The 24743-nt window shown below is 65.0% G+C and carries 23 protein-coding genes and 1 tRNA gene; 14 read left to right on the top strand and 10 right to left on the bottom strand.

What is annotated here, in order from left to right; translation table 11 throughout:
* Positions 1–3: 3 nt before the first annotated feature.
* The 6 genes from U5805_RS24505 to lpxC all read left to right on the top strand — a co-directional run bounded on the left by U5805_RS24505 (position 4) and on the right by lpxC (position 6437).
* The gene (locus U5805_RS24505; RefSeq protein ID WP_322106099.1) at positions 4–945 is read left to right on the top strand and encodes a D-alanine--D-alanine ligase; all 942 of its coding nucleotides are present in this window, start codon (positions 4–6) and stop codon (positions 943–945) included.
* A gap of 72 nt (positions 946–1017) precedes the next feature.
* A complete protein-coding gene (locus U5805_RS24500) occupies positions 1018–1773 on the top strand; it encodes a cell division protein FtsQ/DivIB (protein ID WP_322106098.1) in 756 nt (251 codons plus the stop codon).
* 27 nt (positions 1774–1800) lie between these two features.
* Entirely contained in the window at positions 1801–3033 is a 1233-nt protein-coding gene (gene ftsA / locus U5805_RS24495) for a cell division protein FtsA (protein ID WP_322106097.1), read from the top strand.
* Positions 3034–3221: 188 nt separating this feature from the next.
* Positions 3222–4412 carry a cell division protein FtsZ gene (gene ftsZ, locus U5805_RS24490; RefSeq protein ID WP_322106096.1) on the top strand — a complete coding sequence of 397 codons (1191 nt, stop codon included), beginning with the start codon at positions 3222–3224 and terminating at the stop codon, positions 4410–4412.
* 307 nt (positions 4413–4719) lie between these two features.
* The gene (locus U5805_RS24485; RefSeq protein WP_322106095.1) at positions 4720–5229 is read left to right on the top strand and encodes a peroxiredoxin; all 510 of its coding nucleotides are present in this window, start codon (positions 4720–4722) and stop codon (positions 5227–5229) included.
* Positions 5230–5519: 290 nt separating this feature from the next.
* Positions 5520–6437: a UDP-3-O-acyl-N-acetylglucosamine deacetylase gene (gene lpxC, locus U5805_RS24480; protein WP_322106094.1), complete on the top strand. Its 918-nt coding sequence runs from the start codon at positions 5520–5522 to the stop codon at positions 6435–6437.
* A gap of 110 nt (positions 6438–6547) precedes the next feature.
* On the opposite strand, the gene U5805_RS24475 is transcribed toward lpxC, so the two are convergent.
* The gene (locus U5805_RS24475; RefSeq protein ID WP_322106093.1) at positions 6548–7009 is read right to left on the bottom strand and encodes a DciA family protein; all 462 of its coding nucleotides are present in this window, start codon (positions 7007–7009) and stop codon (positions 6548–6550) included.
* 347 nt (positions 7010–7356) lie between these two features.
* Here U5805_RS24475 and secA point away from each other — a divergent pair, with 347 nt between their 5' ends.
* From secA to mutT, 4 genes are all read left to right on the top strand, one after another.
* Positions 7357–10155, top strand: coding sequence for a preprotein translocase subunit SecA (gene secA, locus U5805_RS24470; protein WP_322106092.1), 2799 nt, complete (start codon positions 7357–7359; stop codon positions 10153–10155).
* A 239-nt stretch (positions 10156–10394) separates the two neighbouring features.
* Positions 10395–11636, top strand: coding sequence for a bifunctional glutamate N-acetyltransferase/amino-acid acetyltransferase ArgJ (gene argJ, locus U5805_RS24465; protein WP_322106091.1), 1242 nt, complete (start codon positions 10395–10397; stop codon positions 11634–11636).
* Positions 11637–11686: 50 nt separating this feature from the next.
* Positions 11687–12571, top strand: a complete 885-nt coding sequence (locus U5805_RS24460; protein ID WP_322106090.1) for an ATP-binding protein — start codon at positions 11687–11689, stop codon at positions 12569–12571.
* A 5-nt stretch (positions 12572–12576) separates the two neighbouring features.
* The gene (gene mutT / locus U5805_RS24455) at positions 12577–12990 is read left to right on the top strand and encodes an 8-oxo-dGTP diphosphatase MutT (protein ID WP_322106089.1); all 414 of its coding nucleotides are present in this window, start codon (positions 12577–12579) and stop codon (positions 12988–12990) included.
* A 156-nt stretch (positions 12991–13146) separates the two neighbouring features.
* On the opposite strand, the gene U5805_RS24450 is transcribed toward mutT, so the two are convergent.
* From U5805_RS24450 to U5805_RS24410, 9 genes are all read right to left on the bottom strand, one after another.
* Positions 13147–13338 (bottom strand): DNA gyrase inhibitor YacG, encoded by a 192-nt coding sequence (locus U5805_RS24450; protein WP_322106088.1) that lies wholly within the window; start codon positions 13336–13338, stop codon positions 13147–13149.
* 32 nt (positions 13339–13370) lie between these two features.
* On the bottom strand, positions 13371–14126 hold the full coding sequence (gene zapD / locus U5805_RS24445; RefSeq protein ID WP_322106087.1) for a cell division protein ZapD: 756 nt from the start codon (positions 14124–14126) through the stop codon (positions 13371–13373).
* 258 nt (positions 14127–14384) lie between these two features.
* Positions 14385–14993: a dephospho-CoA kinase gene (gene coaE / locus U5805_RS24440; protein ID WP_322106086.1), complete on the bottom strand. Its 609-nt coding sequence runs from the start codon at positions 14991–14993 to the stop codon at positions 14385–14387.
* 3 nt (positions 14994–14996) lie between these two features.
* Positions 14997–15926, bottom strand: a complete 930-nt coding sequence (locus U5805_RS24435) for an A24 family peptidase (protein ID WP_322106085.1) — start codon at positions 15924–15926, stop codon at positions 14997–14999.
* A 28-nt stretch (positions 15927–15954) separates the two neighbouring features.
* Positions 15955–17199 (bottom strand): type II secretion system F family protein, encoded by a 1245-nt coding sequence (locus U5805_RS24430; RefSeq protein WP_322106084.1) that lies wholly within the window; start codon positions 17197–17199, stop codon positions 15955–15957.
* The gene (locus tag U5805_RS24425; protein WP_322106083.1) at positions 17196–18461 is read right to left on the bottom strand and encodes a GspE/PulE family protein; all 1266 of its coding nucleotides are present in this window, start codon (positions 18459–18461) and stop codon (positions 17196–17198) included. The genes U5805_RS24430 and U5805_RS24425 overlap by 4 nt, the downstream gene beginning before the upstream one ends.
* 89 nt (positions 18462–18550) lie before the next feature.
* Entirely contained in the window at positions 18551–19870 is a 1320-nt protein-coding gene (locus U5805_RS24420) for an HlyC/CorC family transporter (RefSeq protein ID WP_322106082.1), read from the bottom strand.
* A 223-nt stretch (positions 19871–20093) separates the two neighbouring features.
* Positions 20094–20170, bottom strand: a tRNA-Pro gene (locus U5805_RS24415).
* A 51-nt stretch (positions 20171–20221) separates the two neighbouring features.
* On the bottom strand, positions 20222–21214 hold the full coding sequence (locus tag U5805_RS24410) for a polyprenyl synthetase family protein (protein ID WP_322106081.1): 993 nt from the start codon (positions 21212–21214) through the stop codon (positions 20222–20224).
* Positions 21215–21515: 301 nt separating this feature from the next.
* Here U5805_RS24410 and rplU point away from each other — a divergent pair, with 301 nt between their 5' ends.
* The 4 genes from rplU to proB all read left to right on the top strand — a co-directional run bounded on the left by rplU (position 21516) and on the right by proB (position 24703).
* Positions 21516–21827, top strand: a complete 312-nt coding sequence (gene rplU, locus U5805_RS24405; RefSeq protein WP_158951405.1) for a 50S ribosomal protein L21 — start codon at positions 21516–21518, stop codon at positions 21825–21827.
* A 26-nt stretch (positions 21828–21853) separates the two neighbouring features.
* Positions 21854–22117: a 50S ribosomal protein L27 gene (gene rpmA, locus U5805_RS24400; RefSeq protein ID WP_322106080.1), complete on the top strand. Its 264-nt coding sequence runs from the start codon at positions 21854–21856 to the stop codon at positions 22115–22117.
* 182 nt (positions 22118–22299) lie between these two features.
* Positions 22300–23436: an Obg family GTPase CgtA gene (gene cgtA, locus U5805_RS24395; RefSeq protein WP_322106079.1), complete on the top strand. Its 1137-nt coding sequence runs from the start codon at positions 22300–22302 to the stop codon at positions 23434–23436.
* A gap of 148 nt (positions 23437–23584) precedes the next feature.
* Positions 23585–24703 carry a glutamate 5-kinase gene (gene proB, locus U5805_RS24390; RefSeq protein ID WP_322106078.1) on the top strand — a complete coding sequence of 373 codons (1119 nt, stop codon included), beginning with the start codon at positions 23585–23587 and terminating at the stop codon, positions 24701–24703.
* Positions 24704–24743 lie beyond the last annotated feature (40 nt).

Here is a 24743-nt window from a genome sequence, read left to right as displayed (position 1 = left end):
GAAATGAGCAGTATCGACCCTAAAGATTTCGGCAAGGTTGCCGTGTTGTACGGTGGCGAATCCGCGGAGCGCGAAGTGTCGCTCAAGTCGGGCACGCTCGTGCTCCAGGCGCTGCAAAGCGCGGGCATCGACGCGCATCCGTTCGATCCTTCGGTGCGGCCGCTTTCGGCGCTCAAGGAAGAAGGCTTCGTGCGCGCGTTCAACGCGCTGCATGGCGGCTACGGCGAAAACGGCCAGATTCAGGGCGCGCTCGACTTCTACGGCATTCGTTACACGGGCACGGGCGTGCTGGGTTCGGCGCTCGGTCTCGACAAGTTCCGCAGCAAGCTCGTGTGGCAGCAACTGGGCATTCCCACGCCGCCGTTCGAGACCGTGCTGCGCGGCGACGACTACGCGGCGCGCGCGCCGCAGATCGTCGCGAAGCTCGGCCTGCCGATCTTCGTGAAGCCCGCGAGCGAAGGCTCGAGCGTCGCGGTCATCAAGGTGAAGACGCAAGCCGAACTCGCGCCGGCGCTGGAAGAAGCCGCGAAGTACGACAAGATCGTGCTCGCGGAAAAGAGCATTGAAGGCGGCGGCGAATACACGGCCTGCGTCGCGGGCGATCTCGACCTGCCGATCATCAAGATCGTGCCGGCGGGCGAGTTCTACGACTACGACGCGAAGTACATTCTCGACACCACGCAGTATCTGATTCCGTGCGGCGTGGCGCCGGAAAAGGAAGCGCAGCTGAAGCAGCTCGCGCGCCGCGCGTTCGACGTGCTCGGCTGCACCGACTGGGGCCGCGCGGATTTCATGATGGACGGCGCGGGCAACCCGTACTTCCTGGAAGTGAACACGGCGCCCGGCATGACCGACCACTCGCTGCCGCCGAAGGCCGCGCGCGCGGTCGGCATCGAATATCGCGAACTGGTGGTGAAAGTGCTGGCGCTGACGCTGAACGACTGAAACCGGCTTGAACCTGGCTTGAACCTGCTTTGAACCAAAGCATCGATTGATCGACTAATTGCCGTCTCGAAAATGTGGAATAACGTACGCCAGCTCAACCTCGCCGCCAATGCGCTGCACACGCTGCTCGTGCTCGCGCTGCTGGCGGCCGGCTGTTACTGGCTCGTGCAGCGGCCGAACTTCGCGCTGCGCGAAATCCGCATCGAGGGCGACACCGAGCACATCAACTCGCCCACGGTGCGCGCGAGCGTGGTCGGCAAGCTGAAGGGCAATTTTTTCACCGTCGATCTCGACACGGCGCGCGCTGCATTCGAGCAGATGCCGTGGGTGCGCCACGCGAGCGTGCGCCGCGTGTGGCCCAATGCGCTCGCGGTGTCGCTGGAGGAGTACAAGCCGCTCGGCACGTGGGGCAGCGATCAGCTCGTGAGCACCGACGGCGAGCTGTTCACGGCGAATCAGGGCGAACTCGACGAAGACCTGCCCGCGTTCGACGGCCCGGAAGGCACGGCGAAGGAAGTGGTGGCGCGCTATCGCGACTTCGAGAAGTGGTTCGCGCCGCTGGGCCTCACGCCCGACGAGGTGACGCTGTCGCCGCGCTATGCGTGGACGGTGAAGCTCTCGAACGGCACGCAGTTGGAACTGGGCCGCGAGCGTAACGCGGACACGCTCGGCGAACGCTCGCATCGTCTCATCGCGGCGTGGTCGGCGCTTACGCAGCGCTGGGGTAAAGACATCGAATACGCGGACTTGCGCTATCCAAACGGGTTTGCCATTCGGGCGGCGGGCATGCGCTTCATCAGCGACACGCCGGGTCCGGGCAAGAAGTAACAGCACATCACACGCAACGAGCACGATATGAGTAAAGACTATAAGGATCTGCTGGTCAGCCTCGACATCGGGACGTCGAAGGTGGTGGCCATCGTCGCCGAAATGAAGGGCGACGGGCACTACGAGGTGATCGGCCTGGGCCAGAGCGAGTCGAAAGGTCTCAAGAAGGGCGTGGTGGTGAACATCGAGGCCACGGTGCAGTCTATCCAGCGAGCGCTCGAAGAAGCGGAACTCATGGCCGACTGCAAGATCACTAATGTGTTCACGGGCATCGCGGGCAGCCACATTCGCAGCTTCAACTCGAGCGGCATGGTGGCCATCAAGGAAAAGGAAGTCACGCAGGCCGACGTCGCGCGCGTGATCGAAACGGCGAAGGCGATCAACATCCCGACCGACCAGCAGGTGCTGCATATCCTCACGCAGGAATTCATCATCGACGGTCAGGAGGACGTGCGCGAGCCGATCGGCATGAGCGGCATTCGCCTGGAAGTGAAGGTACATATCGTGACGGGCGCGGTGAGCGCGGCGCAGAACATCGTGAAGTGCGTGCGCCGCTGCGGGCTCGAAGTAAACGACCTCATCCTGCAACCGCTGGCGTCGTCGCTGGCGGTGCTGACGGAGGACGAGAAGGAGCTGGGCGTGGTGCTCGTGGACGTGGGCGGCGGCACGACCGATATCGCCATTTTCAGCGAAGGCGCGATTCGCCATACGGCCGTGATTCCGATCGCGGGCGACCAGGTGACGAGCGACATCGCCATGGCGCTGCGCACGCCCACGCCGGACGCGGAAGATATCAAGGTGAGCTACGGCATCGCGAAGCAGGCGCTCGCCGACCCGGACGAGATGATCGAGGTGCCGGGTCTGGGCGAGCGCGGTCCGCGCACGCTGTCGCGCCAGGCGCTGGCGGCCGTGATCGAGCCGCGCGTCGAAGAGTTGTTCTCGCTCGTGCAGCAGGTCGTGCGCGAGTCGGGCTACGAGGAGTTGCTCAGTTCGGGCGTGGTGCTCACGGGCGGCGCGGCCATGATGCCGGGCATGGTCGAACTGGGCGAGGACATCTTTCTCAAGCCGGTGCGCATCGGCGTGCCGGAGTATGCGGGCGGTCTCGCCGACGTCGTGCGCAATCCGCGCTACTCCACGGCGATGGGCCTGCTGGTCGAAGGACGTTCGCAGCGCATGCGCGGGCGCAAGGTGGCGGTGCAGTCGGGATCGATGGGCCAGGTGTTTTCGCGCATGAAGGACTGGTTCCTCGGCAATTTCTGACGCGACTTCCGAGGCAATTGAAGTCACGCGGTCGAAGTCGATCTCGCAGCACGGATGTCCTGTAGGAAAACGCAGTACAAGCAGTGAAAACCGCGCTGGTGCCGGCGGCTGGCGCGCGGTGAGGGGTTGCCCGATCTTTCACCGGATAACGGCCGAGGTGCGGAAATTTTTTTCTTGACGGAGGCAACATGGAATTCCAGATGCTGGAAACGGAAACCAACGGCACCATCATCAAGGTGGTGGGCGTTGGTGGTGCTGGCGGCAATGCCGTGCAGCATATGATCAGCCGCGGCGTGCAAGGCGTCGACTTCATCGTGATGAACACGGACGCACAGGCGCTCTCGCGCTCGCGTGCATCGGCCGTGATCCAGCTCGGCAACACGGGCCTTGGCGCCGGTGCGAAGCCGGAGATGGGCCGCGCGGCGGCGGAAGAAGCCCGCGAGCGCATCGCCGATTCGCTGCGCGGCGCGCACATGGTGTTCATCACCGCGGGCATGGGCGGTGGCACCGGCACGGGCGCAGCCCCGGTCGTCGCACAAATCGCCAAGGAAATGGGCATTCTGACCGTCGGCGTGGTGAGCAAGCCGTTCGAATTCGAAGGCGGCAAGCGCATGCGCGTGGCGGAAGCCGGCTCGCAGCAACTGGAGGATCACGTCGACTCGCTGATCGTCGTCCTGAACGACAAGCTGTTCGACGTGATGGGCGATGACGCCGAGATGGACAAGTGCTTCCAGTGCGCCGACGACGTTCTGAACAACGCTGTCGCGGGCATCGCCGAAATCATCAACGTCGACGGCCTCGTGAACGTCGACTTCGAAGACGTGAAGACGGTGATGGGCGAGCAGGGCAAGGCGATGATGGGCACGGCCACGGTGGCCGGCGTCGATCGCGCGCGCCTCGCGGCGGAACAGGCCGTGGCGAGCCCGCTGCTCGAAGGCGTCGACCTGTCGGGCGCGCGCGGCGTGCTGGTCAACATCACGTCGAGCCGTTCGCTGCGTCTGTCGGAAACGCGCGAAGTGATGAACACCATCAAGAGCTACGCGGCGGAAGACGCCACGGTGATCTTCGGCGCCGTCTACGACGACGCGATGGGCGACGCGCTGCGCGTCACGGTGGTGGCAACGGGTCTTGGCCGCGCTGCGAAGAAGCAGCAAGCCGCGCCGATGCAACTGCTGCGCACGGGTACGGACAACCATCCGATTCCCCAGGCGCAAACGTACGCCCCGCAACAAGGCAATGCCGCCGACTACGGCGCGCTCGACACGCCGGCTGTCTGGCGCACGTCGCGCGACACCGCGGCGTCGCACGTTCAGGCGTTGCAGGAAAAGGGCGTCGACACGTACGACATTCCGGCGTTTTTGCGCAAGCAGGCGGACTGAACGGCGCGAGCCCGGCTGCGGCGCGACACGCGGTGCGCGTGCGCCCGTGGACGGACCGCGCGGGAAGTTGCGATGAAGGCGAGAAAGACCAGCAAGGCCGCATCTCACGAAGATGCGCGGCAGGGACGGTTGCCCGCCACGTTCTGAACGTGCGGGCCGGGCGCGGTGTCGCTCCACGGTCCTGCTATACCTTGTCGTACATCGTTGCCCGCCATCGCGATTGGCCAGCGCGGCGCGCATTTCAGGCTTAACCGGCCTTACGCATGCCGCTTTATGCATGCTTACGCATCGTTGCAAAGGACGAGTCATGATCAAGCAAGGCGATACGCTGCCGCCCGCGACCCTCTTCGAGTTCGTCGAAGACGAGCGCGAAGGCTGCACACTGGGGCCCAACAGCTTCGAAGTGAAGCAGGAAGCTGCGGGCAAGCGTGTGGTGATCTTCGGGTTGCCGGGCGCTTTCACGCCCACGTGTTCCGCAAAGCACGTGCCGGGCTACATCGAGCATGCCGACGCATTGCGCGCGGCCGGCGTCGACGAAGTCTGGTGCGTGTCCGTCAACGACGCGTTCGTGATGGGCGCGTGGGGCCGCGATCAAGGTACCTCGGGCAAGGTACGCATGATGGCCGACGGCAGCGCGGCGTTGACTCGTGCACTCGGACTGGAGCAGGATTTGTCGGCGCGCGGCATGGGAATCCGTTCCCAGCGCTACGCGATGGTGGTCGACGACGGCGTGGTCAAGACGCTGCACGTCGAAGCACCGGGCAAATTCGAAGTGAGCGATGCCGCGAGCATACTTGCCACGTTGACCCGCGCATGAGCGTTTCGCGCGAACCTCGCGTTGCCTTGGCGCAACGCAGCGTCGCGGCGCAAATGTGACAGGCAATTACGCGAGATCCGCGGGCCGATGTCCGGAAACGCCTCCGTTCCGGGCGTCGGCCCGTCCTCCATTCCCGCTGGCCGCATGGCGGCTTTTATTGCCGATGCCTTGAGGGTAACAACGGGAAACAGTTTGTCACGCTGGGAGAACGGCGGACTTGCCTCAACTGGAGTATACTTCGCGCTATGAAATAAAAAGTCCCGATTGGGATTTTCAATGAGCAGAAAATTATGTTGAAGCAGCGAACCATCAAATCGATCGTGAAGACGGTCGGCATCGGCCTGCACTCGGGCCGCAAGGTCGACCTCACGCTCCGTCCGGCGGCGCCGAACACGGGCATCGTGTTCTCGCGCGTGGATTTGCCGACGCCGGTGGACATTCCCGCTTCGGCCATGGCGATCGGCGACACCCGTCTCGCTTCGGTGCTGCAAAAGGACGGTGCGCGCGTCTCGACGGTCGAGCATCTCATGTCCGCATGCGCCGGCCTCGGCATCGACAATCTTTACGTCGACGTGACCGCCGAAGAAATTCCGATCATGGACGGCAGCGCCTCGTCGTTCGTGTTCCTGATCCAGTCGGCCGGCATCGAGGAACAGAACGCGCCCAAGAAGTTCATCAAGGTGAAGAAGCCGGTCGAGATTCGCGACGGCGACAAGTTCGCGCGCCTCGAACCGTATTTCGGCTTCAAGCTGAAGTTCACCATCGACTTCCGTCATCCGGCCGTGGATAAAACCGGCCAGGCGCTCGAAGTGGATTTCGCGAACACTTCGTACGTGCGCGAGATCGCGCGTGCGCGCACGTTCGGCTTCGCGCACGAAGTCGAAATGATGCGCGAGCTGGGTCTTGCGCGCGGCGGCAGCATGGACAATGCGATCGTGCTCGACGAGTACCGCATTCTCAACAACGACGGCCTGCGCTACGACGACGAGTTCGTGAAGCACAAGATGCTCGACGCGATCGGCGACCTTTACGTGGTCGGCCATCCGTTGCTCGCGTCCTACGACGCGTACAAGTCGGGCCACGGCTTGAACAACGCGCTGCTGCGCGAACTGCTCGCGAACGAGGACGCCTACGAGATCGTCACCTTCGACGACACGCAAAAGGCGCCGCGCGGTTTCGGCTACGAAGCGCAAACGGCGTTTGCCTGACAGGAACCCTTCGCGAGGACCGTTCCGAGTGGTTTCGCGAAGCAATCCGGCAACAAAAAAGGGCGACTCGATGTCGCCCTTTTTTATTGCGCGCGCTCCGGCGCGGCGTTCTAACGTTTTGTGTGGCGCGCGGCCATGCGTGCGAGCGCGGCCTGCAACGGCGACGGTTCCAGATGCTCGCTCAGCGCCTGGAGCGCCGCGGCGCCGGCCGGCGTCATGCGCGCCTGTTTGGGCGGCGCGGGATCTTTCACCGCTTGCGGACGAATACGGATGCGCACGCCGTCGAGCGCCCATCCGCGCGCCTGCAAATCGGCAACGAGGCGAGGCTCCAGATGCCGCAGCCGCGCCGCGAGCGCGTTGTGCGCGGCGAACAGCGCCAGCTTGCCGTCCTTGATGAAGCCCGGTTCCACGCTGGCCGCCAGATAGTCGGGCAGCAGCGCGTCGAGGTCGCGCCGCATCGCCGTCATTTGCTCGACGCCCGCGCGCAGCGGCGCGAACGCGTCCGTGCGGCTCAGCACTTCGGTGAGCAGCTGCGGTGCGCGCGACCTTGAAAACGGCGGGAAACGGCTCATGTGTCGGAAAGATGCGTAAGTCGCCTCATTGTAGCTTGCGCATCGCCTGGGAACGCGCCTTTTGGCCGTTCGGCCAGGACCGCGCGCGCGCCACGGCGCCGGTCCGGCGCCGCATGGCGAAAAGGCTGTCAGCGCGGGCATTCTTGCGCGAATCGCGTCGTCGAGCCGTCTTCCCGCCGAGACGGGCGGCCTTGAGGGCGCGTGCTAAAATGCCCGATTCGAATCCACCATTTTGGGCTTAAGCCGCCGAGGTTCTTCCGATCCGGGTTGCGTGGCGCAGCGCTTGTTGTGTCCGGCCCAGCGCGCGCAGGAATCCCGGCCGAAGCCGCGACGCAGACACCGATCCGATGACCACCGGTTTCTTACAGAAAATCTTTGGCAGCCGCAATCAGCGCCTGATCAAGCAATATCAGAAGACGGTCGCGGCGATCAACGCGCTCGAACCGAAAATCGAGCAGTACACCGACCAGCAACTGCGCGCGAAGACGGTCGAGTTCCGCGAGCGCGTGGCCAACGGCACCTCGCTCGACGAACTGCTGCCCGAGGCGTTCGCGGTTTGCCGCGAGGCCAGCAAGCGCGTGCTGAAAATGCGTCACTTCGACGTGCAGTTGATCGGCGGCATGGTGCTGCACTACGGCAAGATCGCCGAAATGCGCACCGGCGAAGGCAAGACGCTCGTCGCCACGCTGCCCGTGTACCTGAACGCGCTTTCGGGGCGCGGCGTACACGTGGTCACGGTGAACGACTACCTCGCCCAGCGCGACGCCGAATGGATGGCGCGCCTCTACAATTTCCTCGGTCTTTCCGTCGGCATCAACCTGTCGCAGATGGACCATGGCATGAAGCAGCAGGCCTACGGCGCGGACATCACCTACGGCACGAACAACGAGTTCGGCTTCGACTACCTGCGCGACAACATGGTCTACGAGACCGAGGCGCGCGTGCAGCGCGCGCTGAACTTCGCCGTGGTCGACGAGGTGGACTCGATCCTGATCGACGAAGCGCGCACGCCGCTCATCATCTCGGGCCAGGCCGAGGACCACACCGAACTCTACGTGCGCATGAACGCGCTGCCGCCGCTGCTCGAACGCCAGATCGGCGAAGAAAAGGCCGACGGCACGGGCGTCGAAAAGCCGGGCGACTACACGCTCGACGAAAAAGCGCGCCAGGTGTTCCTCACGGAATCGGGCCACGAAAAGGCCGAACGCATGCTCGCCGAGTGGGGCCTGATCGGCCAGGGCGAAAGTCTCTACGCGCCGCAGAACATCACGCTGATGCACCACGTGTACGCCGCCCTGCGCGCGCACACGCTGTTCTTCAAGGATCAGCACTACGTGGTGCAGAACGGCGAAGTCGTGATCGTCGACGAATTCACGGGCCGCCTGATGGCGGGCCGCCGCTGGTCCGACGGTCTGCATCAGGCCGTGGAAGCGAAGGAGCACGTGAAGATCCAGAGCGAGAACCAGACGCTCGCCTCGATCACGTTCCAGAACTACTTCCGCATGTACGCGAAGCTCTCGGGCATGACCGGCACGGCGGACACGGAAGCCTACGAATTCAACGAGATCTACGGTCTCGAAACGGTCGTGATCCCGACCAACCGCGTGCCCAAGCGCATCGACAAGCAGGATCAGATCTACAAGACCGCGAAAGAGCGTTACGACGCGGTGATTCGCGACATTCGCGACTGCTACGAGCGCGGTCAGCCGGTGCTGGTCGGCACCACCTCGATCGAAAACTCGGAGCTGCTCTCGCATCTGCTCACGAAGGCGGGTCTGCCGCACGACGTGCTCAACGCGAAGCAGCACGGCCGCGAAGCCGCGATCGTCGCCGAAGCGGGGCGCCCGAAGCGCATCACCATCGCCACCAACATGGCCGGCCGCGGCACCGACATCGTGCTGGGCGGCAACGTGGAAAAGCAGGCGTCGTTCATCGAAGCCGACGAAGCGATTCCCGCCGACGAGAAGGCGCGCCGCATCCAGCAGCTCAGCGACGAATGGCAAACGCTGCACGATCAGGTGAAGGCCGCGGGCGGTCTGCACATCATCGGCACGGAACGCCACGAATCGCGCCGTATCGACAACCAGTTGCGCGGCCGCGCGGGCCGTCAAGGCGATCCGGGCTCGTCGCGCTTCTATCTCTCGCTCGAAGATCCGCTGCTGCGCATTTTCGCGGGCGACCGCGTGCGCGCGATCATGGACCGCCTGAAGATGCCCGAGGGCGAGGCGATCGAGGCGGGCATCGTCACGCGTTCGATCGAGTCGGCGCAGCGCAAGGTCGAAGCACGCAACTTCGACATCCGCAAGCAACTGCTCGAATACGACGACGTGTCGAACGACCAGCGCAAGGTGATCTACCAGCAGCGTAACGAACTGCTCGAAGCGCACGACATCACCGAAACGATCGGCGCGATGCGTCATGGCGTGATCACGGAAATCGTGCGCCAGTACGTGCCGGCGGGCAGTATCGAGGAACAGTGGGACGTGCCCGAGCTGGAGGAAGTGCTACGCAGCGAATGGCAGCTCGACCTCGCGATCCAGGAGATGATCAACGAGTCGTCGCAGATCGACGCCGACGAGATTCTCGAAGCCGTGCTCGCCGCCGCCGACGAAGCCTACGAGCAGAAGGTCGCGCAAGTGGGCCGCGAGTCGTTCAGCGCGTTCGAGCGCTCGGTCATGCTGCAAACGCTCGACCGTAGCTGGCGCGAGCACCTGGCGGCGCTCGACCACTTGCGTCAGGGCATTCACCTGCGCGGCTATGCGCAGAAGAATCCGAAGCAGGAATACAAGCGCGAGGCGTTCGAACTGTTCGCCGCGATGCTCGACGCCGTGAAGATGGAAGTCACGCGCATCGTGATGAACGTGCGCATCCAGTCGCCGGAGCAACTGGAGCAGGCGGCCGAGCAGATGGAGGAGCAGGGCGGTCATCTCGAGAACGTCGAATTCCGTCATGCCGAGTTTGCCGAAGCCGCACCGCCTGCCGCCGCCGCCGCGCCCGTTGCCGCCGACGCCACGGCGGCCATGGTCGGCGCGGCCATGAGCCACGCTGCGGTGGGCGGCGACGACTTGCCGAAGGTCGGCCGCAACGATCCGTGCCCGTGCGGCAGCGGCAAGAAATACAAGCAGTGCCACGGCAAGATCGCGTGATCCGCGAAATTTGCCTTGCCGCTTGAGGCGCTGCGTGGCGCACGTCACACCGTTTGCCACGCCGTTGCCACGCGATTGCCTTGCAGGTGCCACGCACTTGCTATGTAGTTGCCGTTCAAGCGGCGTAGATCCGTAGATTCGGTGGCCCGCTTTTCGTAGCGGGCCTTGCGTTTTGAATCCCGATGCCGGTGAGGCCGTGAGCGCCTCAGCCGGCATCGCCTTTTCGACAGGTCGCCATCATGGCTGTCAATTTCCCCTCGATCGATCCCGCACAACTCCACCCGGTCGCCGGCGTGACGCTCGGCTGGGCCGAGGCCAATATCCGCAAGCCCAACCGCAAGGACGTGCTCGTGATTTCCGTCGACGAAGGCGCGAGCGTCGCGGGCGTGTTCACGCTGAACCGCTTTTGCGCCGCGCCCGTCACGGTATGTCGCGAGCATCTCGCGAAGGTGCGCGCGGGCGGCAAGGCGATTCGCGCGCTCGTGGTGAACACGGGCAACGCTAACGCGGGCACGGGCGAGCCGGGCCTCGCGCACGCGCGCGAAACCTGCGACGAACTCGCGCGCCTGATGGGTCTCGATCCTTCGCAGGTGCTACCGTTCTCCACTGGCGTGATTCTCGAACCGCTGCCGGTCGACCGCCTGAAGGCCGGTTTGCCCGCCGCGCTGGAAAACCGCAAGGCCGCGAACTGGTACGACGCCGCGCAGGCCATCATGACGACGGACACGCTGCCGAAGGCCGTTTCGCGTCAGGCGAACATCGACGGCCACACGATCACGTTCACGGGCATCAGCAAGGGCGCGGGCATGATCAAGCCGAACATGGCGACCATGCTCGGCTTTCTTGCCTTCGACGCGAACGTGGCGCAACCGGTGCTCGACGAACTCGTGAAGTACGTGGCCGACCGCTCGTTCAACTGCGTGACCATCGACGGCGACACCTCGACGAACGACTCGTTCATGCTGATCGCTTCGGGCCAATCGAGCCTGCCGGCGATCACGTCGGCGGATTCGCCCGCGTACGCCGCGCTGCGCGACGCGCTCACGGCCGTGGCGCAGGAACTCTCGCAACTGATCGTGCGCGACGGCGAAGGCGCGACCAAGTTCATGACCGTGCAGGTCGAAGGCGGCAAGAACGTGGCCGAGTGCCGCCAGATCGCGTACGCGATCGGCCATTCGCCGCTCGTGAAGACCGCGTTCTACGCTTCGGACCCCAACCTCGGCCGCATTCTGGCCGCCATCGGCTATGCGGGCGTGACCGATCTCGACGTCGACAAGATCGACCTCTATCTCGACGACGTGCTCGTGGCGAAGTCGGGCGGCCGCAATCCGGCCTACCGCGAGGAAGACGGCCAGCGCGTCATGAAGAAAAGCGAGATCCTGATTCGCGTGCTGCTTGGCCGTGGCGACGCGCAAGCGACCATCTGGACTTGCGATCTCTCGCACGACTACGTGAGCATCAACGCCGATTACCGCTCTTAAGCGCCTAAGCCCTCAAGCACCTCAAGCACCTCAAGCACGCCGAAAACCACATGGACAAGCTCGAACAGTTTCTGACCCGCGCCGAAGCGTTGCTCGGACGCCTCGAAGCCGTGCTGCCGCCGGCCGCTCCCGACGTCGACTGGAACGCCGCGGTCGCGTTTCGCTGGCGCAAGCGCCAAGGGCGCGGTTATCTGCAACCGGTGCCGGCGATTTCCGATATTTCGCTCGACGATCTGCAAAACATCGACCGCCAGAAAGACCTCATCGACCGCAACACGCGCCAGTTCGTACACAAGAAGCCCGCGAACAACGTGCTGCTTACGGGCGCGCGCGGCACGGGCAAGTCGTCGCTGATCAAGGCGTGCCTGAACGCGTATGCGAAGGACGGTTTGCGCCTGATCGAAGTCGACAAGGACGATCTGCACGATCTCGGCGATATCGTCGACCTGATCTCGACGCGCCCCGAACGCTTCGTGGTGTTCTGCGACGACCTCTCGTTCGAGGACGGCGAGTCGGGCTACAAGGCGCTGAAGGTGGCGCTGGACGGGTCGGTGGCCGCGCAGTCGGACAACGTGCTGATCTACGCCACGTCGAACCGCCGCCATCTGCTGCCCGAATACATGAGCGACAACGAGTCGTACAAGCACACGTCCGACGGCGAGATTCATCCGGGCGAAGTGGTCGAGGAAAAGATTTCGCTCTCCGAACGTTTCGGCCTCTGGGTGAGCTTCTATCCGTTCAAGCAGGACGACTATCTGACGATCGCCGGTCATTGGCTGCGCCACTTCGGCATGAGCGAAGCCGAAGTCGAGGCCGCGCGCGGCGACGCGCTCGTGTGGGCGCTGGAGCGCGGTTCGCGTTCGGGCCGCGTGGCATGGCAGTTCGCGCGCGACTGGTCGGGCAAGAAGACGCAAGACTCCGGGCAAGAGGCTTGAGCGGCATGAGCGATCAAGTCAACGCGAGCGGCCGCCCGGTGACGGACGTCGCCGTGGGCGTGCTCGTGCAGCCCGACGGCCGCTATCTGCTCGCGCAGCGCCCCGAGGGCAAGCCCTACGCGGGCTACTGGGAATTCCCCGGCGGCAAGCTGGAGAAGGGCGAGTCGGTCGAGGCGGCGCTCGCGCGCGAATTGCACGAGGAACTGGGCATCGACGTGCAGGCGAGCCACCTGTGGCACACGCTCGAGCACGATTACCCGCACGCTTACGTGCGCCTCTTCTTCTGCAAGGTCACGCAGTGGAGCGGCGAGCCGCACGGGCGCGAAGGTCAGGCGTTCGTCTGGCAGAGCTTGCCGGCGACGGTCGCGCCGCTGTTGCCCGCGACGATTCCTGTGCTGGAGTGGCTCGCCGCCGAGTGAAGGCATGTGGCATCGAGCGAAAAAGGCCGCTTTGCGTCATGCAGAGCGGCCTTTGCGTTTGCGGCGGACGGTTTGGTTGGGCGCCGGCCTGGCGCCTGGTTCGGCGTCTTTGGGCGTCTGGTTTGGCGCGGCGGCGCTTCGGTTATGCCGATACGCCTACTGGCGCGTTTCGCCCGGTGCGTCCTCGGGCGGCGACTCTTCGTCGTTCCCGCCGATCCGATATTTCTCGGCTGCCCAGGCGCCCAGATCGATTTGCTTGCAGCGCTCCGAACAGAACGGACGGAAGCGATTTTCCGGCACCCACCGGACATCCTTGCCGCAGGTCGGACATTTGACGACTGAGATCATGCGAAACGGACTTCGACTGATGCGGTTGACGATTACAGGCTGCAAAGCGTGAGCTGGAACGGCACGTCCTGATCGACGGTGCGCGGACGCAGATCGCCGTCTTGCACCGTGAAGCGCACCCACAGCATGTACTTGTTGGCGCTCGCCTCGGGAATCATGCGCAAATCGGGTGCCACGCGCACCTGCATCAATTGATAAGCACGACCCGAAAGCATTTGCTGATAGCTGCCCTGCATGGCCATCACCTTCGACGCCTGACCCGATTCGCGCGCGAGCCGCAGCACGATGGCCGCCGCGTCGCGCAGCGACAGCAACGGCGTGACCCATTTCGCGATGTCCTGACGGCGCTGGTCGGCGTGCAATTGCTGCCACGCATAGTACGACGGCAGGTCGAACTTGCAGGTGCCGCCCGGAATGATGGCGCGGCTGCGAATGCTCGTCAGCCATTCGTTGTCCATCAGATGCTGGCCCGTTTTGCCTTGCATGTGCGTGAGGCCGGCCAGCGTTTGCTCGATTTCGCCGAGCACGGCTTCAAGCGCGTTTTGCTCGATGCCCGGATTGCCGCGGAACGGCGCCAGCGTCTGACGCTGCCTTTCGAGTTCCTTCATGAGGTCCGACTTGAGGTCGGCGCGGCCCGCGACTTCCGCAATTTCGAAGAGCGTCGTGAGCGCGACGTGGTGTTCCCTCGGATCTTCCTGCGTCAGGAAGAACGTAAAGCGCTCGAAGAGGTCTTCGAGGCGCAGCAGCGTCCGGATTCGCTCGTTGAAGGGATACTCGTAAAGAATCAAGCGCGCTCGCCTCGGGCGTGGTCGGTGAAGGTTGAAAGTTGCAGGACATTCTAATGCCGTGGGACCACCCTCGCAATCGCACGGGCGGTGCGATCGGCCACGCTTTACTGCGTTGGATCGCGTCTTGTCGCTGCCGTGGCGCCGCAGTCACCTCGCAGCGCCGATATGTCCCGCGTTTTGGCGCAAAAATCGCACCGCGCCGCGCTTCGACTCGCCGCTTGCGCCGGAGTTCGCCCACGCAAGCGAGATAGTTTGCGCTTACTCTCGTGCGGTGGCGTACCTCAGATATGTCTGATGCAATGCATCGACGTCGTTCGCGAGCGCGTCGAGCGACGTTTCGTCGTTGACGATGACGTCGTCGGCGGCCGCGAGTCGCATTTCGCGCGTGGCCTGGCGCGCGATGATCGCGAGCACCTGCTCGCGCGCGAAGCCGTTGCGCCGCATGACGCGCGCGATTTGCGTTTGGACGCTGCAATCGACGGTAAGCACGCGGTCGACGCGCGCTTTCCACGATCCCGATTCCACCAGCAACGGCACGACCGCCATTACGTACGCGCCGTGCGCCTCGCGAATTTCGCGCTCCGTTTCCGCGCGGATCAGCGGATGCGTGATGGCTTCGAGGCGCTTGCGCGCCGCTTCGTCGCCGAACACGAGCGCGCGCATGCGGGCGCGATCCATCGAGCCGTCTGCGGCGACGAATTCGGGGCCGAATTGCGCGGCGATAGGCGCCATTGCCACGCCGTGCGGCGCGGTCACGCGATGCGCGATGACGTCGGTGTCGACGAGGGAAACGCCGCGCGCGGCGAACAGGTCCGCCACCGTCGATTTGCCGCTACCGATGCCGCCTGTCAGTCCGACCACGAACATGAATCAGCCCCCCCACGCAAAAACGCCGTAAAGCGGCGTGCCCGCGAATAACGTGACGAGCGCGCCCGCCGCGAGATACGGCCCGAACGGCAGCGGCTCCTCGAACCGCATGCGCCCGCTCACGGTCGCCGCGACGCCGACGATCGCTCCCGCCAACGCGGCGATCACCACGATCTGCGGCAGCGCGCTCCAGCCGAGCCACGCACCGAGCGCGGCCAGCAGCTTGAAGTCGCCGTGCCCCATGCCTTCCACGCCGCGCAGCAGTCTGAACACCCAGTACACGCACCAGAGCGCGAGATAACCGGCAATCGCGCCGATCACGGCTTCCTCCAGCCCGGTGAACGTGCCTTCGAAATTGACGATGAGTCCCGCCCAGAGCAACGGTTGCGTAAGCTCGTCGTAGAGCATTTGACGCTGGAGGTCGATCGCGCTCGCGGCGATGAGCACGGCGCACAGCACGAACGCCGCAAGTGCTTTGCCCGACGGGCCGAACGCGATGAGCGCCGCCGCCGCGCATGCGGCGCTCAGCAATTCGACGAGCGGATAGCGCACGCTCACGCGCGCATGGCAATGCGAGCAACGCCCGCGCAAGGCGAGCCAACTGAGCACGGGAATGTTTTCCCACGCGCGCAAGACATGGCCGCAATGCGGGCAAGCGCTGCGCGGCAGGCAGAGGTTGTAGCGCGCGGGGAAGCCGTCGTCCTCGAACGCCGGGGCGGGCGTGCCGAGCGATTCGGCGACGTCCGCGCGCCATGCGCGCTCCAGCATGATGGGCAGCCGATGCACGACCACGTTGAGAAAGCTGCCGACGACCAGCCCGATGGCGATGGCGAAGCCCACGAGCACGCCGAACGGCAACGCGCCTAAAGCGTCGAGAAACGCCGCGGAGAAGGGACTGCTGGCGCCGGGAGCGGACAGGATGGGAACGGGCATGAGACGGAACCGGAATCTGGCAGCGATGCTACACCACGTTGCCCAGTTGAATGATGGGAAGATACATCGCGACGACGAGCCCGCCGACCAGCGCGCCCAGCACGACGATCACGAGCGGTTCGCAGAGGCTCGAGACTAGTGCGATCTTTTCGTCCACCTGACGATCGGCGAGCGAGGCCACGTCGAGCAGCATGGCGTCGAGCGCGCCCGATTCCTCGGCAACGGCCACGGGCTGAATCACGTCGACGGGGAAGCACCCCGCGGCGCGCATGGCGGCGGCGAGCCGTTCGCCATGACGCAGGCGCGCGCTGATGCCCGCGCTTGCGCGGTCGAAAAACGCATTGCCGCTGGCGTGCGCGAGCGAATCGAAGGCGTCGGCGAGCGGCGTGCCGGCGGCGAGCAAGGTGCCGAGCGCGCGGCTCCAGCGCGCCGCGCACAAGGTGGTGAGCAACGCCCCGCACAGCGGCAGCTTGAGCAGCGCGCTTCCGAACGCGATGCGCGCGGTGAGCGAGCGGCGCAACGCGTGATGCAGCGCCATCGCTCCCGTTGCGGCGACGACGGCCGCAGGCACGCTCCAACGCGCGGCGCCCGCCGAGAGCATCAGCACGAACTGCGTGGGCGCGGGCAGCGCGGCGCCGAAACCGTCGAAGATCTGCTTGAACGTGGGCACGACCCAGACGAGCAGCGCCGCCGTGATCGCGAGCGCCAGCAGCAGCACGGCAACCGGATAGGTGAGCGCCGCGCGCACCCTGGCGCGTTGTGCGGCAGCGCGCTCGCGGTCGTCGGCGAGACGCGCGAGCACGGTGGCGAGCGCACCCGACGCCTCGCCCACGGCGACGAGCTGGCAATACAGCGCGTTGAAACGCGCGGGATGACGCGCGAGGGCCTCGGCGAAAGGCTGCCCCACGGCGATGTCGCGCGCGAGCACGGCGGCAATGCGCGGCATGTCATGCGGCCCCGGCGACTGCGCGAGCAAATCGAGCGCGTGTGCGAGCGGCAGGCCCGCGCGCAGCAGGCTGGCGAGCTGGCGCGTGAAGCGCGTGACATCGGCATGATTGGCTTTGGGCGCGGGAGCGTTCGCGCGCCGCTCGATCGAAAGCACGGTGATGCGCTCGCGCTTGAGCGCGGTTTGCGCCGCGGCCGCGTCGAGCGCGATCAGGGTGCCGCGCCTGGGCACGCCTCTCGCGTCGAGACCGCGCCATGCAAAGCGGCCGTCCGTGCGCGGGTGGAGCGCGCGCTGCGTGCCTTGCATACGGGAAAGCGGGGTATTCATGTGGCGTCCGTGGCGGCGAGCGCTTCCGCCAGGCTCGTGGTGCCGTCGCGCACGAGCGCGAGCGCCGCGTCGCGCAGGCTCGCCACGCCGCTTGCGCGAGCTTCGCGCGCGATCTCGTGGGCGCCGCGCCCCGCGACGATCAGATCGCGCATTGCCGGGGAAATCGGCATCACTTCGTGAATGCCCACGCGCCCGCGATAACCGATTCCGTGACACGCATCGCAGCCGCGCGCGATGTATGGCTGAACTTCGGGATGCGCTTGAGGCTGAACTGCGTGAGGCTGAACTGCGTTCGCGTCGAAACCCGCTGCGCGCAGCGCCGCCGCCGATTCATCGCTTTTCTCGCGGCAGTGCGGGCACAAACGCCGCACGAGACGTTGCGCCGTGACGAGCCGCAGCGCGCCCGCCAGGTTGTACGGTTCCACGCCGATGTCGATGAGGCGCGCGCACGCGGCGCTTGCATCGTTCGTATGCACGGTCGAGAGCACGAGGTGGCCCGTTTGCGCGGCCTTCACGGCGACGCTGGCGGTCTCCTCGTCGCGAATCTCGCCGATCATGATGACGTCCGGGTCTTGCCGCAGCAGCGCGCGCAGCGCGACCGCGAACGTGAGCCCGGCTTTCTCGCGCACGTTGACCTGATTGATGCCCGCGAGCTGGATCTCGGCGGGATCTTCCACCGAGCACAGGTTGCGCGACGTGCCGTTGAGCATTTGCAGGAAGCAGTAAAGCGAAAGTGTCTTGCCGCTGCCGGTCGGCCCGGTGACGAGCACGAGACCGTGGGGCGCGCCGATCGCTTGCGCGACGGTGCGGCGCTGTGCTTCGTCGAGCCCGAGCGCGTCGAGCGCGAGATCGGCGGGCAACGCTTCGAGCCGGCGCAGCACGAGTTTTTCGCCGTGCAGCGTCGGCAGCGAATTCACCCGATAGTCTTCGGCCGCTTGCGACGGCGAGCCTGGCGACAGACGCAGGCGGCCGTCTTGCGGAATGCGCCGCTCGGCGATGTCCATGCGCGCCAGCACCTTGATGCGCGTGATGAACGCGTCGCGCAGATGCGCGGGCGGGCGCGACATTTCGTGCAGCACGCCGTCGATGCGCAGACGCACGCGCCAGCCGTATTCCATCGGCTCGATATGCACGTCGGAGGCGTTGCGGCGCGCGGCTTCGCGCAGCGTTTGTGCAAGAAGCCGCACGGCGGGCGCGTCGTCGGAAGCGGGCGCGCGCGGCGCCGCCTTTGGTGCGATTGATCGTTCAGGAGTGGAAAACATCGCATGCCGGCGCGAAGCCGCCTCGGTCGGGTGACGGCTTCATCTTCGGCCGTGACGCGCGCGGGCGCCACCTGGCCGAACGGCTAACGTCAATGTCCGGGCAGCAGCTTTTTCGCTTTTTGCAGCGTGCCTTCGCGCGCTTTCGCGCCGGGCCGGAAAAGCTTGACGGTGCGCACGGCCTGATCGTCGCTGCGCAGCACTTCGAGCTTGACGTCGCCGATTTGCAGGCACACGTCGCCTTCGGGAATCTCTTCGAGCATTTCGAGAATCAGGCCGTTGAGCGTTTTCGGGCCGTCGGTGGGCAGCTTGATGTGCAGCCAGCGGTTCAGTTCGCGCAACGGCATGCTGCCCGGCACGATGCACTCGCCTTGCTCGTTCCAGCCGCCGCGGCCGGTGCCGCTGCGAGGCATCGACGTCGTGAATTCGCCGATCAGTTCTTCGATGATGTCTTCGGGTGTGACGAGCCCTTCCAGTTCGCCGTACTCGTTCACGACGAGCGCGATGCGATGGCGGCTTTCCTGGAAGTATTGAAGCTGCTGAAACACGGGCGTGCCCGTGGGTACGAAATACGGTTCGGCGAGCAGCTCGCGCAACGTTTCGCGCTCGAAGTCCTGGTTATGAAGCGCGGGCAGCGTTTTGCGCACGTGCAGCACGCCGAGCACGCGGTCGATGTCGCCCTGATAGACGATCAGCTTGTTGTGATAGCAGGTTTCGAGCTGATGCAAGATTTCTTCGAGCGGCGCGTTGAAGTCGAGCGCCTCGATGCGCCGGCGCGGGATCATCACGTCGTCGACGGTGATGTTCTCCAGATCGAACAGGTTCAAGAGAATGCTGCGGTGTTTGGTCGGCATGAAACTGCCCGATTCCAGCACGATGCTGCGCAGTTCCTCAGTGGACAGCCGCTGCTCGTTCGCCTTGCTCGTGTTGATGTGCAGCACGCGCAGGATGGCGTTGGCAAAACCGTTCACGAACCAGATGACGGGCTTCGTCACGCGCATGAGCGGCGCGATCAAAAGGCTCGCGGGCAGCGCGATTTTCTCGGGAAAGGTTGCGCCGACGATCTTCGGCGTGATTTCCGCGAACACGATGATGAGAAACGCGACGATGCCGGTCGCCACCGAGAGCACGAGATTGTCGTGGCCGAACGTGCGCAGCGCGATCGAGGTGGTGAGCACCGGAATGATCGTGTTGAACAGGTTGTTGCCGATCAGGATGACCGAGAGCAGCAGGTCGGTGCGCGCGAGCAGGCCTTGCGTGGTTTTCGCGCCGAGCGCGCCGTGATTGGCGAGATGTTTGAGCCGATGGCGGTTGAGCGCCATCATCGCCGTTTCGGAGATCGAGAAAAAACTGGAGCAGATGAGCAGGACGAAGACGGCGCAAATCTGCGCCCATAAGGGAAGGTGGTCCACGCGTCGAGAGGAGTGAGGGGGCGGATGGGGAAACTATAGCAGAGGGGTGCGGCGCGACTGGGGCGTCCGTGCCGCTCGTTGGCCGAACGGATAAGGCCGGGCGGGCGCGGCGCTCGGTTTCGTGGGACTCGCGCGCGTGCTATCAGCGACTTGCCGCGAAATTGCCGTAAAAAATCGCGGACGAAAAAAAACCGCGCAATTGTGCGCGGTTTTTTCGAAATTCTGGTCGGGGTGAGAGGATTCGAACCTCCGGCCTCTACGTCCCGAACGTAGCGCTCTACCAGGCTAAGCTACACCCCGAATTTTGCTGCTGAACTCTGCTGCTAGACTCAACCACTCGCCGGGTCTTGTTCAAGACTGGCGCGTCGTCGAGTAAGAACATAATTCTAGCAGGCTATCTTTGTAAATGGAAGAGGGGAACGCCGAAATCGCGTCTGCGGCAGCTTGGGCCTCGGCCTTCGCGCATTGCAGCGTATGGTCGAGTGCGCCTGAACGGGTGATGGCCGCGAAAATTTCGTCGAAGCGCGTGGTGCCGCCCTGCTCGATGGCCTCGCGCGCGAGCGCCGCTTCCGCCGCCGTGCCGTGCTCGATCAGCCAGATGAGCGGCAGCGTGGGTTTGCCTTCGCGCAGGTCGTCGCCGGCGTTCTTGCCCATCGACTCGGGCGTGCCCGTGTAGTCGAGCCAGTCGTCCATGATCTGGAACGCCGTGCCGATGCGTCGCCCATATTCGGCGGCGGCTTCTTCCGCATGCGCGTCGGCGCCCGCGAGCACCGCGCCCAGTTGCGCCGCCGCCTCGAACAGCTTGGCCGTCTTGTAGCGGATCACCTGCATGTAGCGCGCCGTGTCCACGTCGGCGTCGTGCATGTTCAGCAGTTGTAGCACTTCGCCTTCCGAGATGATCGTGGTGGCGGTGGAAAGGATTTCCATCACGCGCATCTTGCCCACGCCCACCATCATCTCGAACGAGCGCGAGTACAGATAGTCGCCCACCAGTACGCTCGCCGCGTTGCCGAACAGGGCGTTGGCCGTCTGGCGGCCGCGCCGCAGGTCGGATTCGTCGACCACGTCGTCGTGCAGCAGCGTGGCCGTATGGATGAATTCGACGACGGCCGCGAGCACGTGGCGATGCGAGCCGCGGTCGCCGAGCGCGCCGGCCACGAGCAGCAACAGCGCCGGACGCAGCCGCTTGCCGCCCGCGCCGATGATGTACTCGGAGATCTGGTTGATCAGCATCACCTCGGAAGCCAGGCTTTGCCGGATGACACGATTCACCTGCTCCATGTCACTGGCGATGGGGGCAAGCAGGGTGGCTGCGCTGGGAGATGGGGTGGCGGTGGACGACATGATGGCAAATAAAGGTAGTGCCGCGAATTATAAGGCGAATCGCTCTCAGGCCGGACGCTGCCCTGACGTCCGGCCGATGGCACCCTCTATTTTTGCCGCGCGGGACGGGGCTGCGGCGGGACCGCGGCGCGTGGCTGAGCGGATGGCGGGGCGGCGTTGGCAGGCGGAGGCGTTGCGCGCCGGGGCGCAAAGCACAGTTGACGGAAACTCGCAACGGTTTTGACCGCGCAGCTAACTCTATGTATAATCTAAGGTTTCGGGCGCGCAGTGTGCCCGGAATTATTGAAGAGTGAGGTTTTCAATGTACGCGGTCATAAAAACCGGCGGCAAGCAGTACAAGGTTGCCGTTGGCGAAAAACTTAAAGTAGAACAGATACCGGCTGACATTGACGCAGAAATCACGCTCGACCAGGTGCTCGCAGTGGGCGAAGGCGAATCGATTAAGTTCGGTACGCCGCTGGTCGGTGGGGCTTCCGTCAAGGCCACCGTTGTGTCGCACGGTCGTCACGCCAAAGTGACCATTTTCAAGATGCGTCGCCGGAAGCACTACCAGAAGCATGGCGGCCACCGCCAGAACTACACCGAACTGCGCATCGACGCGATCAACGCGTAAGCGCACGCAGGTAAAGGAGCAAACAAATGGCACACAAAAAGGCAGGCGGGTCGTCACGTAACGGCCGCGATTCCGAGTCGAAACGACTTGGCGTGAAGGTGTACGGCGGCCAGGCTATCCTCGCCGGCGGCATCATCGTTCGCCAGCGCGGCACGCGCATGCACCCGGGCAACAACGTCGGCATCGGCAAGGACCACACGCTCTACGCGCTGGTCGACGGCCACGTCGCGTTCACGACCAAGGGCGCATCGAACAAGCACACGGTCATCGTCGTTCCGGCAGCGGCCTAAGCTTTAGACCGCTCACGAGCGGGCTACAACGCGACGCAAGGAAAGCCCCGCGAAGTTTGCGGGGCTTTTTGTTTGTCTGCGCATTGCCTCGCGCGCGACAGCGCCGCCGTTGGCCGTTCGGCCAGGTTGGCCGGCGTCGCTGGGGCGGGCAAAATACCGATATTCACGGGACGGAGTTACGCATGAAGTTCATTGACGAAGCGAAGATCGAAGTCATCGCCGGTGATGGGGGCGATGGCAGCGCGTCGATGCGGCGCGAAAAATTCGTCCCGTTCGGCGGGCCGGACGGCGGCGACGGCGGGCGCGGCGGCAGCGTTTACGCGGTCGCGGACCGCAACATCAACACGCTCATCGACTACCGCTACACGAAGAAGCACCAGGCGCGCAACGGCGAAAACGGCCGCGGCTCCGACTGCTACGGCAAGGGCGGCGACGACATCACGCTGCGCATGCCGGTGGGCACGACCATCACGGACCAGGAAACGGGCGAACTGATCGCCGACCTGACCGAGCACGACCAGCAGGTCATGGTCGCGAAGGGCGGCGCGGGCGGCCTCGGCAACCTGCATTTCAAGTCGTCCACGAATCGCGCGCCGCGCCAGAAGACGGACGGCAAGCCGGGCGAGCGCCGCATGCTCAAGCTCGAACTCAAGGTGCTGGCCGACGTCGGTCTGCTCGGCATGCCGAACGCGGGCAAGTCCACGTTCATTTCCTCGGTGTCCAACGCCAAACCGAAGATCGCCGACTATCCGTTCACCACGCTCGCGCCTAATCTGGGCGTGGTGCGCGTGGGGCCGAGCAAGAGTTTCGTGATCGCCGACATTCCGGGCCTGATCGAGGGCGCCGCCGAAGGCGCGGGCCTCGGCCATCAGTTCCTGCGCCATCTCCAGCGCACGAATTTGCTGCTGCATCTCGTCGATCTCGCGCCGTTCGACGAAAGCGTCGACCCGGTCGCGGAGGCGAAGGCCATCGTCGGCGAATTGCGCAAGTACGACGAAACGCTGTTCGAGAAGCCGCGCTGGCTCGTGCTGAACAAGCTCGACATGGTGCCGGAAGACGAGCGCGCCGCGCGCATCGCCGATTTCGTCGAACGCTTCGAGTGGGACGGTCCCGTGTTCGAGATTTCGGCGCTCACGGGCCAAGGCTGCGAAAACCTCTGCTACGCGATCTACGACTACGTTTCCGAGCACTCGGACGCGCGTCGCGCCGCCGAGGCGGAAGACCTCGCTTCGGACGTGCGTTTTCGCGAGCAGGATGCGAATGCGCGCGTGGCGGGCAGCGAGGGCGGCGAGGGCCGCGCGGCGTCGCCGGAAGAGTAACGGGTAACGCGGCTCGCGGTAGTAACGGGAATAACGGCAGTACCGGGCAGTATCGGCAGTATCGGGGCCGCACGCGGCCGGCGTGCGGGCCGTGCCCGCGGCTTCAGGCAATATCACGCGTCATAGTCATTAGGGGAGACCGCGCAGCATGCGTTCCGTCATCGCCGATTCGCGGCGTCTGGTAGTGAAAGTCGGTTCGAGCCTCGTCACCAACGACGGCCGGGGCCTCGATCATGCGGCCATTGGCCGCTGGGCCGCGCAAATCGCGGCGCTGCGTGCGCAGGGCAAGGAGGTCGTGCTCGTGAGTTCGGGGGCGATTGCCGAAGGCATGCAACGGCTTGGCTGGACGAAGCGGCCACGCGAAATCGACGAACTGCAGGCGGCTGCCGCTGTTGGCCAGATGGGGCTCGCGCAGGTCTACGAGAGCCGTTTTGCCGAGCACGACATCCGCACCGCGCAGATCCTGCTCACGCATGCCGATCTGGCCGACCGCGAGCGCTATCTCAACGCGCGTTCGACGCTGCTTACGCTGCTGCGCCTGGGCGTCGTGCCCATCATCAACGAGAACGACACGGTCGTGACCGACGAAATCAAGTTCGGCGACAACGACACATTGGGCGCGCTCGTCGCGAATCTGATCGAAGGCGACGCGCTCGTGATCCTCACCGACCAGAGCGGCCTGTACACGGCCGACCCGCGCAAGGACCCCGGCGCGACGCTCGTGCGCGAGGCGGACGCCGGCAAGCCCGAACTCGAGGCGATGGCGGGCGGCGCGGGTTCGAGTCTGGGGCGCGGCGGCATGCTCACCAAGATCCTCGCGGCCAAGCGCGCCGCGCATAGCGGCGCGAACACCGTGATCGCGAGCGGCCGCGAAGCCGACGTGCTGGCGCGTCTGGCCGCGGGCGAGGCGATCGGCACGCAACTCATCGCGCGCACGGCGCGCATGGCGGCGCGCAAGCAGTGGATGGCCGACCATTTGCAGGTGCGCGGCCATGTCGTGATCGACGACGGCGCGGTGAACAAGGTCACGGCGGACGGCAAGAGCTTGCTCCCGATCGGCGTGATCGGCGTACAGGGCGCGTTCGCGCGCGGCGAGGTGATCGCGTGCCTCAATGCTTCGGGCGCGGAAGTGGCGCGCGGACTCACGAACTACAGCAGCGCGGAAACCAAGCTGATCCAGCGCCACGCGAGCGGCGACATCGAAGGCATTCTCGGCTACATGCTGGAGCCGGAGCTGATTCATCGCGACAATCTCGTGCTCGTCTGAATCGACGCGGGTTCAACGCGGGCTTGATACGAACCCGCTG

Source organism: Paraburkholderia sp. J41 (assembly GCF_905220235.1).
GTDB lineage: Bacteria > Pseudomonadota > Gammaproteobacteria > Burkholderiales > Burkholderiaceae > Paraburkholderia.
This window is presented reverse-complemented; position numbering and strand designations above follow the sequence as displayed.

Bases quoted from the DNA above. Each gene is read 5' to 3' on its own strand.
- coaE (WP_322106086.1), bottom strand. From the start codon at position 14,993: ATGTTCGTGGTCGGACTGACAGGCGGCATCGGTAGCGGCAAATCGACG.
- ftsZ (WP_322106096.1), top strand. From the start codon at position 3,222: ATGGAATTCCAGATGCTGGAAACGGAAACCAACGGCACCATCATCAAG.
- U5805_RS24485 (WP_322106095.1), top strand. From the start codon at position 4,720: ATGATCAAGCAAGGCGATACGCTGCCGCCCGCGACCCTCTTCGAGTTC.
- rplU (WP_158951405.1), top strand. From the start codon at position 21,516: ATGTACGCGGTCATAAAAACCGGCGGCAAGCAGTACAAGGTTGCCGTT.
- U5805_RS24410 (WP_322106081.1), bottom strand. From the start codon at position 21,214: ATGTCGTCCACCGCCACCCCATCTCCCAGCGCAGCCACCCTGCTTGCC.
- lpxC (WP_322106094.1), top strand. From the start codon at position 5,520: ATGTTGAAGCAGCGAACCATCAAATCGATCGTGAAGACGGTCGGCATC.
- secA (WP_322106092.1), top strand. From the start codon at position 7,357: ATGACCACCGGTTTCTTACAGAAAATCTTTGGCAGCCGCAATCAGCGC.
- ftsA (WP_322106097.1), top strand. From the start codon at position 1,801: ATGAGTAAAGACTATAAGGATCTGCTGGTCAGCCTCGACATCGGGACG.
- mutT (WP_322106089.1), top strand. From the start codon at position 12,577: ATGAGCGATCAAGTCAACGCGAGCGGCCGCCCGGTGACGGACGTCGCC.
- rpmA (WP_322106080.1), top strand. From the start codon at position 21,854: ATGGCACACAAAAAGGCAGGCGGGTCGTCACGTAACGGCCGCGATTCC.
- U5805_RS24505 (WP_322106099.1), top strand. From the start codon at position 4: ATGAGCAGTATCGACCCTAAAGATTTCGGCAAGGTTGCCGTGTTGTAC.
- U5805_RS24500 (WP_322106098.1), top strand. From the start codon at position 1,018: ATGTGGAATAACGTACGCCAGCTCAACCTCGCCGCCAATGCGCTGCAC.
- U5805_RS24435 (WP_322106085.1), bottom strand. From the start codon at position 15,926: ATGCCCGTTCCCATCCTGTCCGCTCCCGGCGCCAGCAGTCCCTTCTCC.
- U5805_RS24450 (WP_322106088.1), bottom strand. From the start codon at position 13,338: ATGATCTCAGTCGTCAAATGTCCGACCTGCGGCAAGGATGTCCGGTGG.
- U5805_RS24475 (WP_322106093.1), bottom strand. From the start codon at position 7,009: ATGAGCCGTTTCCCGCCGTTTTCAAGGTCGCGCGCACCGCAGCTGCTC.
- cgtA (WP_322106079.1), top strand. From the start codon at position 22,300: ATGAAGTTCATTGACGAAGCGAAGATCGAAGTCATCGCCGGTGATGGG.
- argJ (WP_322106091.1), top strand. From the start codon at position 10,395: ATGGCTGTCAATTTCCCCTCGATCGATCCCGCACAACTCCACCCGGTC.
- proB (WP_322106078.1), top strand. From the start codon at position 23,585: ATGCGTTCCGTCATCGCCGATTCGCGGCGTCTGGTAGTGAAAGTCGGT.
- U5805_RS24430 (WP_322106084.1), bottom strand. From the start codon at position 17,199: ATGAATACCCCGCTTTCCCGTATGCAAGGCACGCAGCGCGCGCTCCAC.
- U5805_RS24425 (WP_322106083.1), bottom strand. From the start codon at position 18,461: ATGTTTTCCACTCCTGAACGATCAATCGCACCAAAGGCGGCGCCGCGC.
- U5805_RS24460 (WP_322106090.1), top strand. From the start codon at position 11,687: ATGGACAAGCTCGAACAGTTTCTGACCCGCGCCGAAGCGTTGCTCGGA.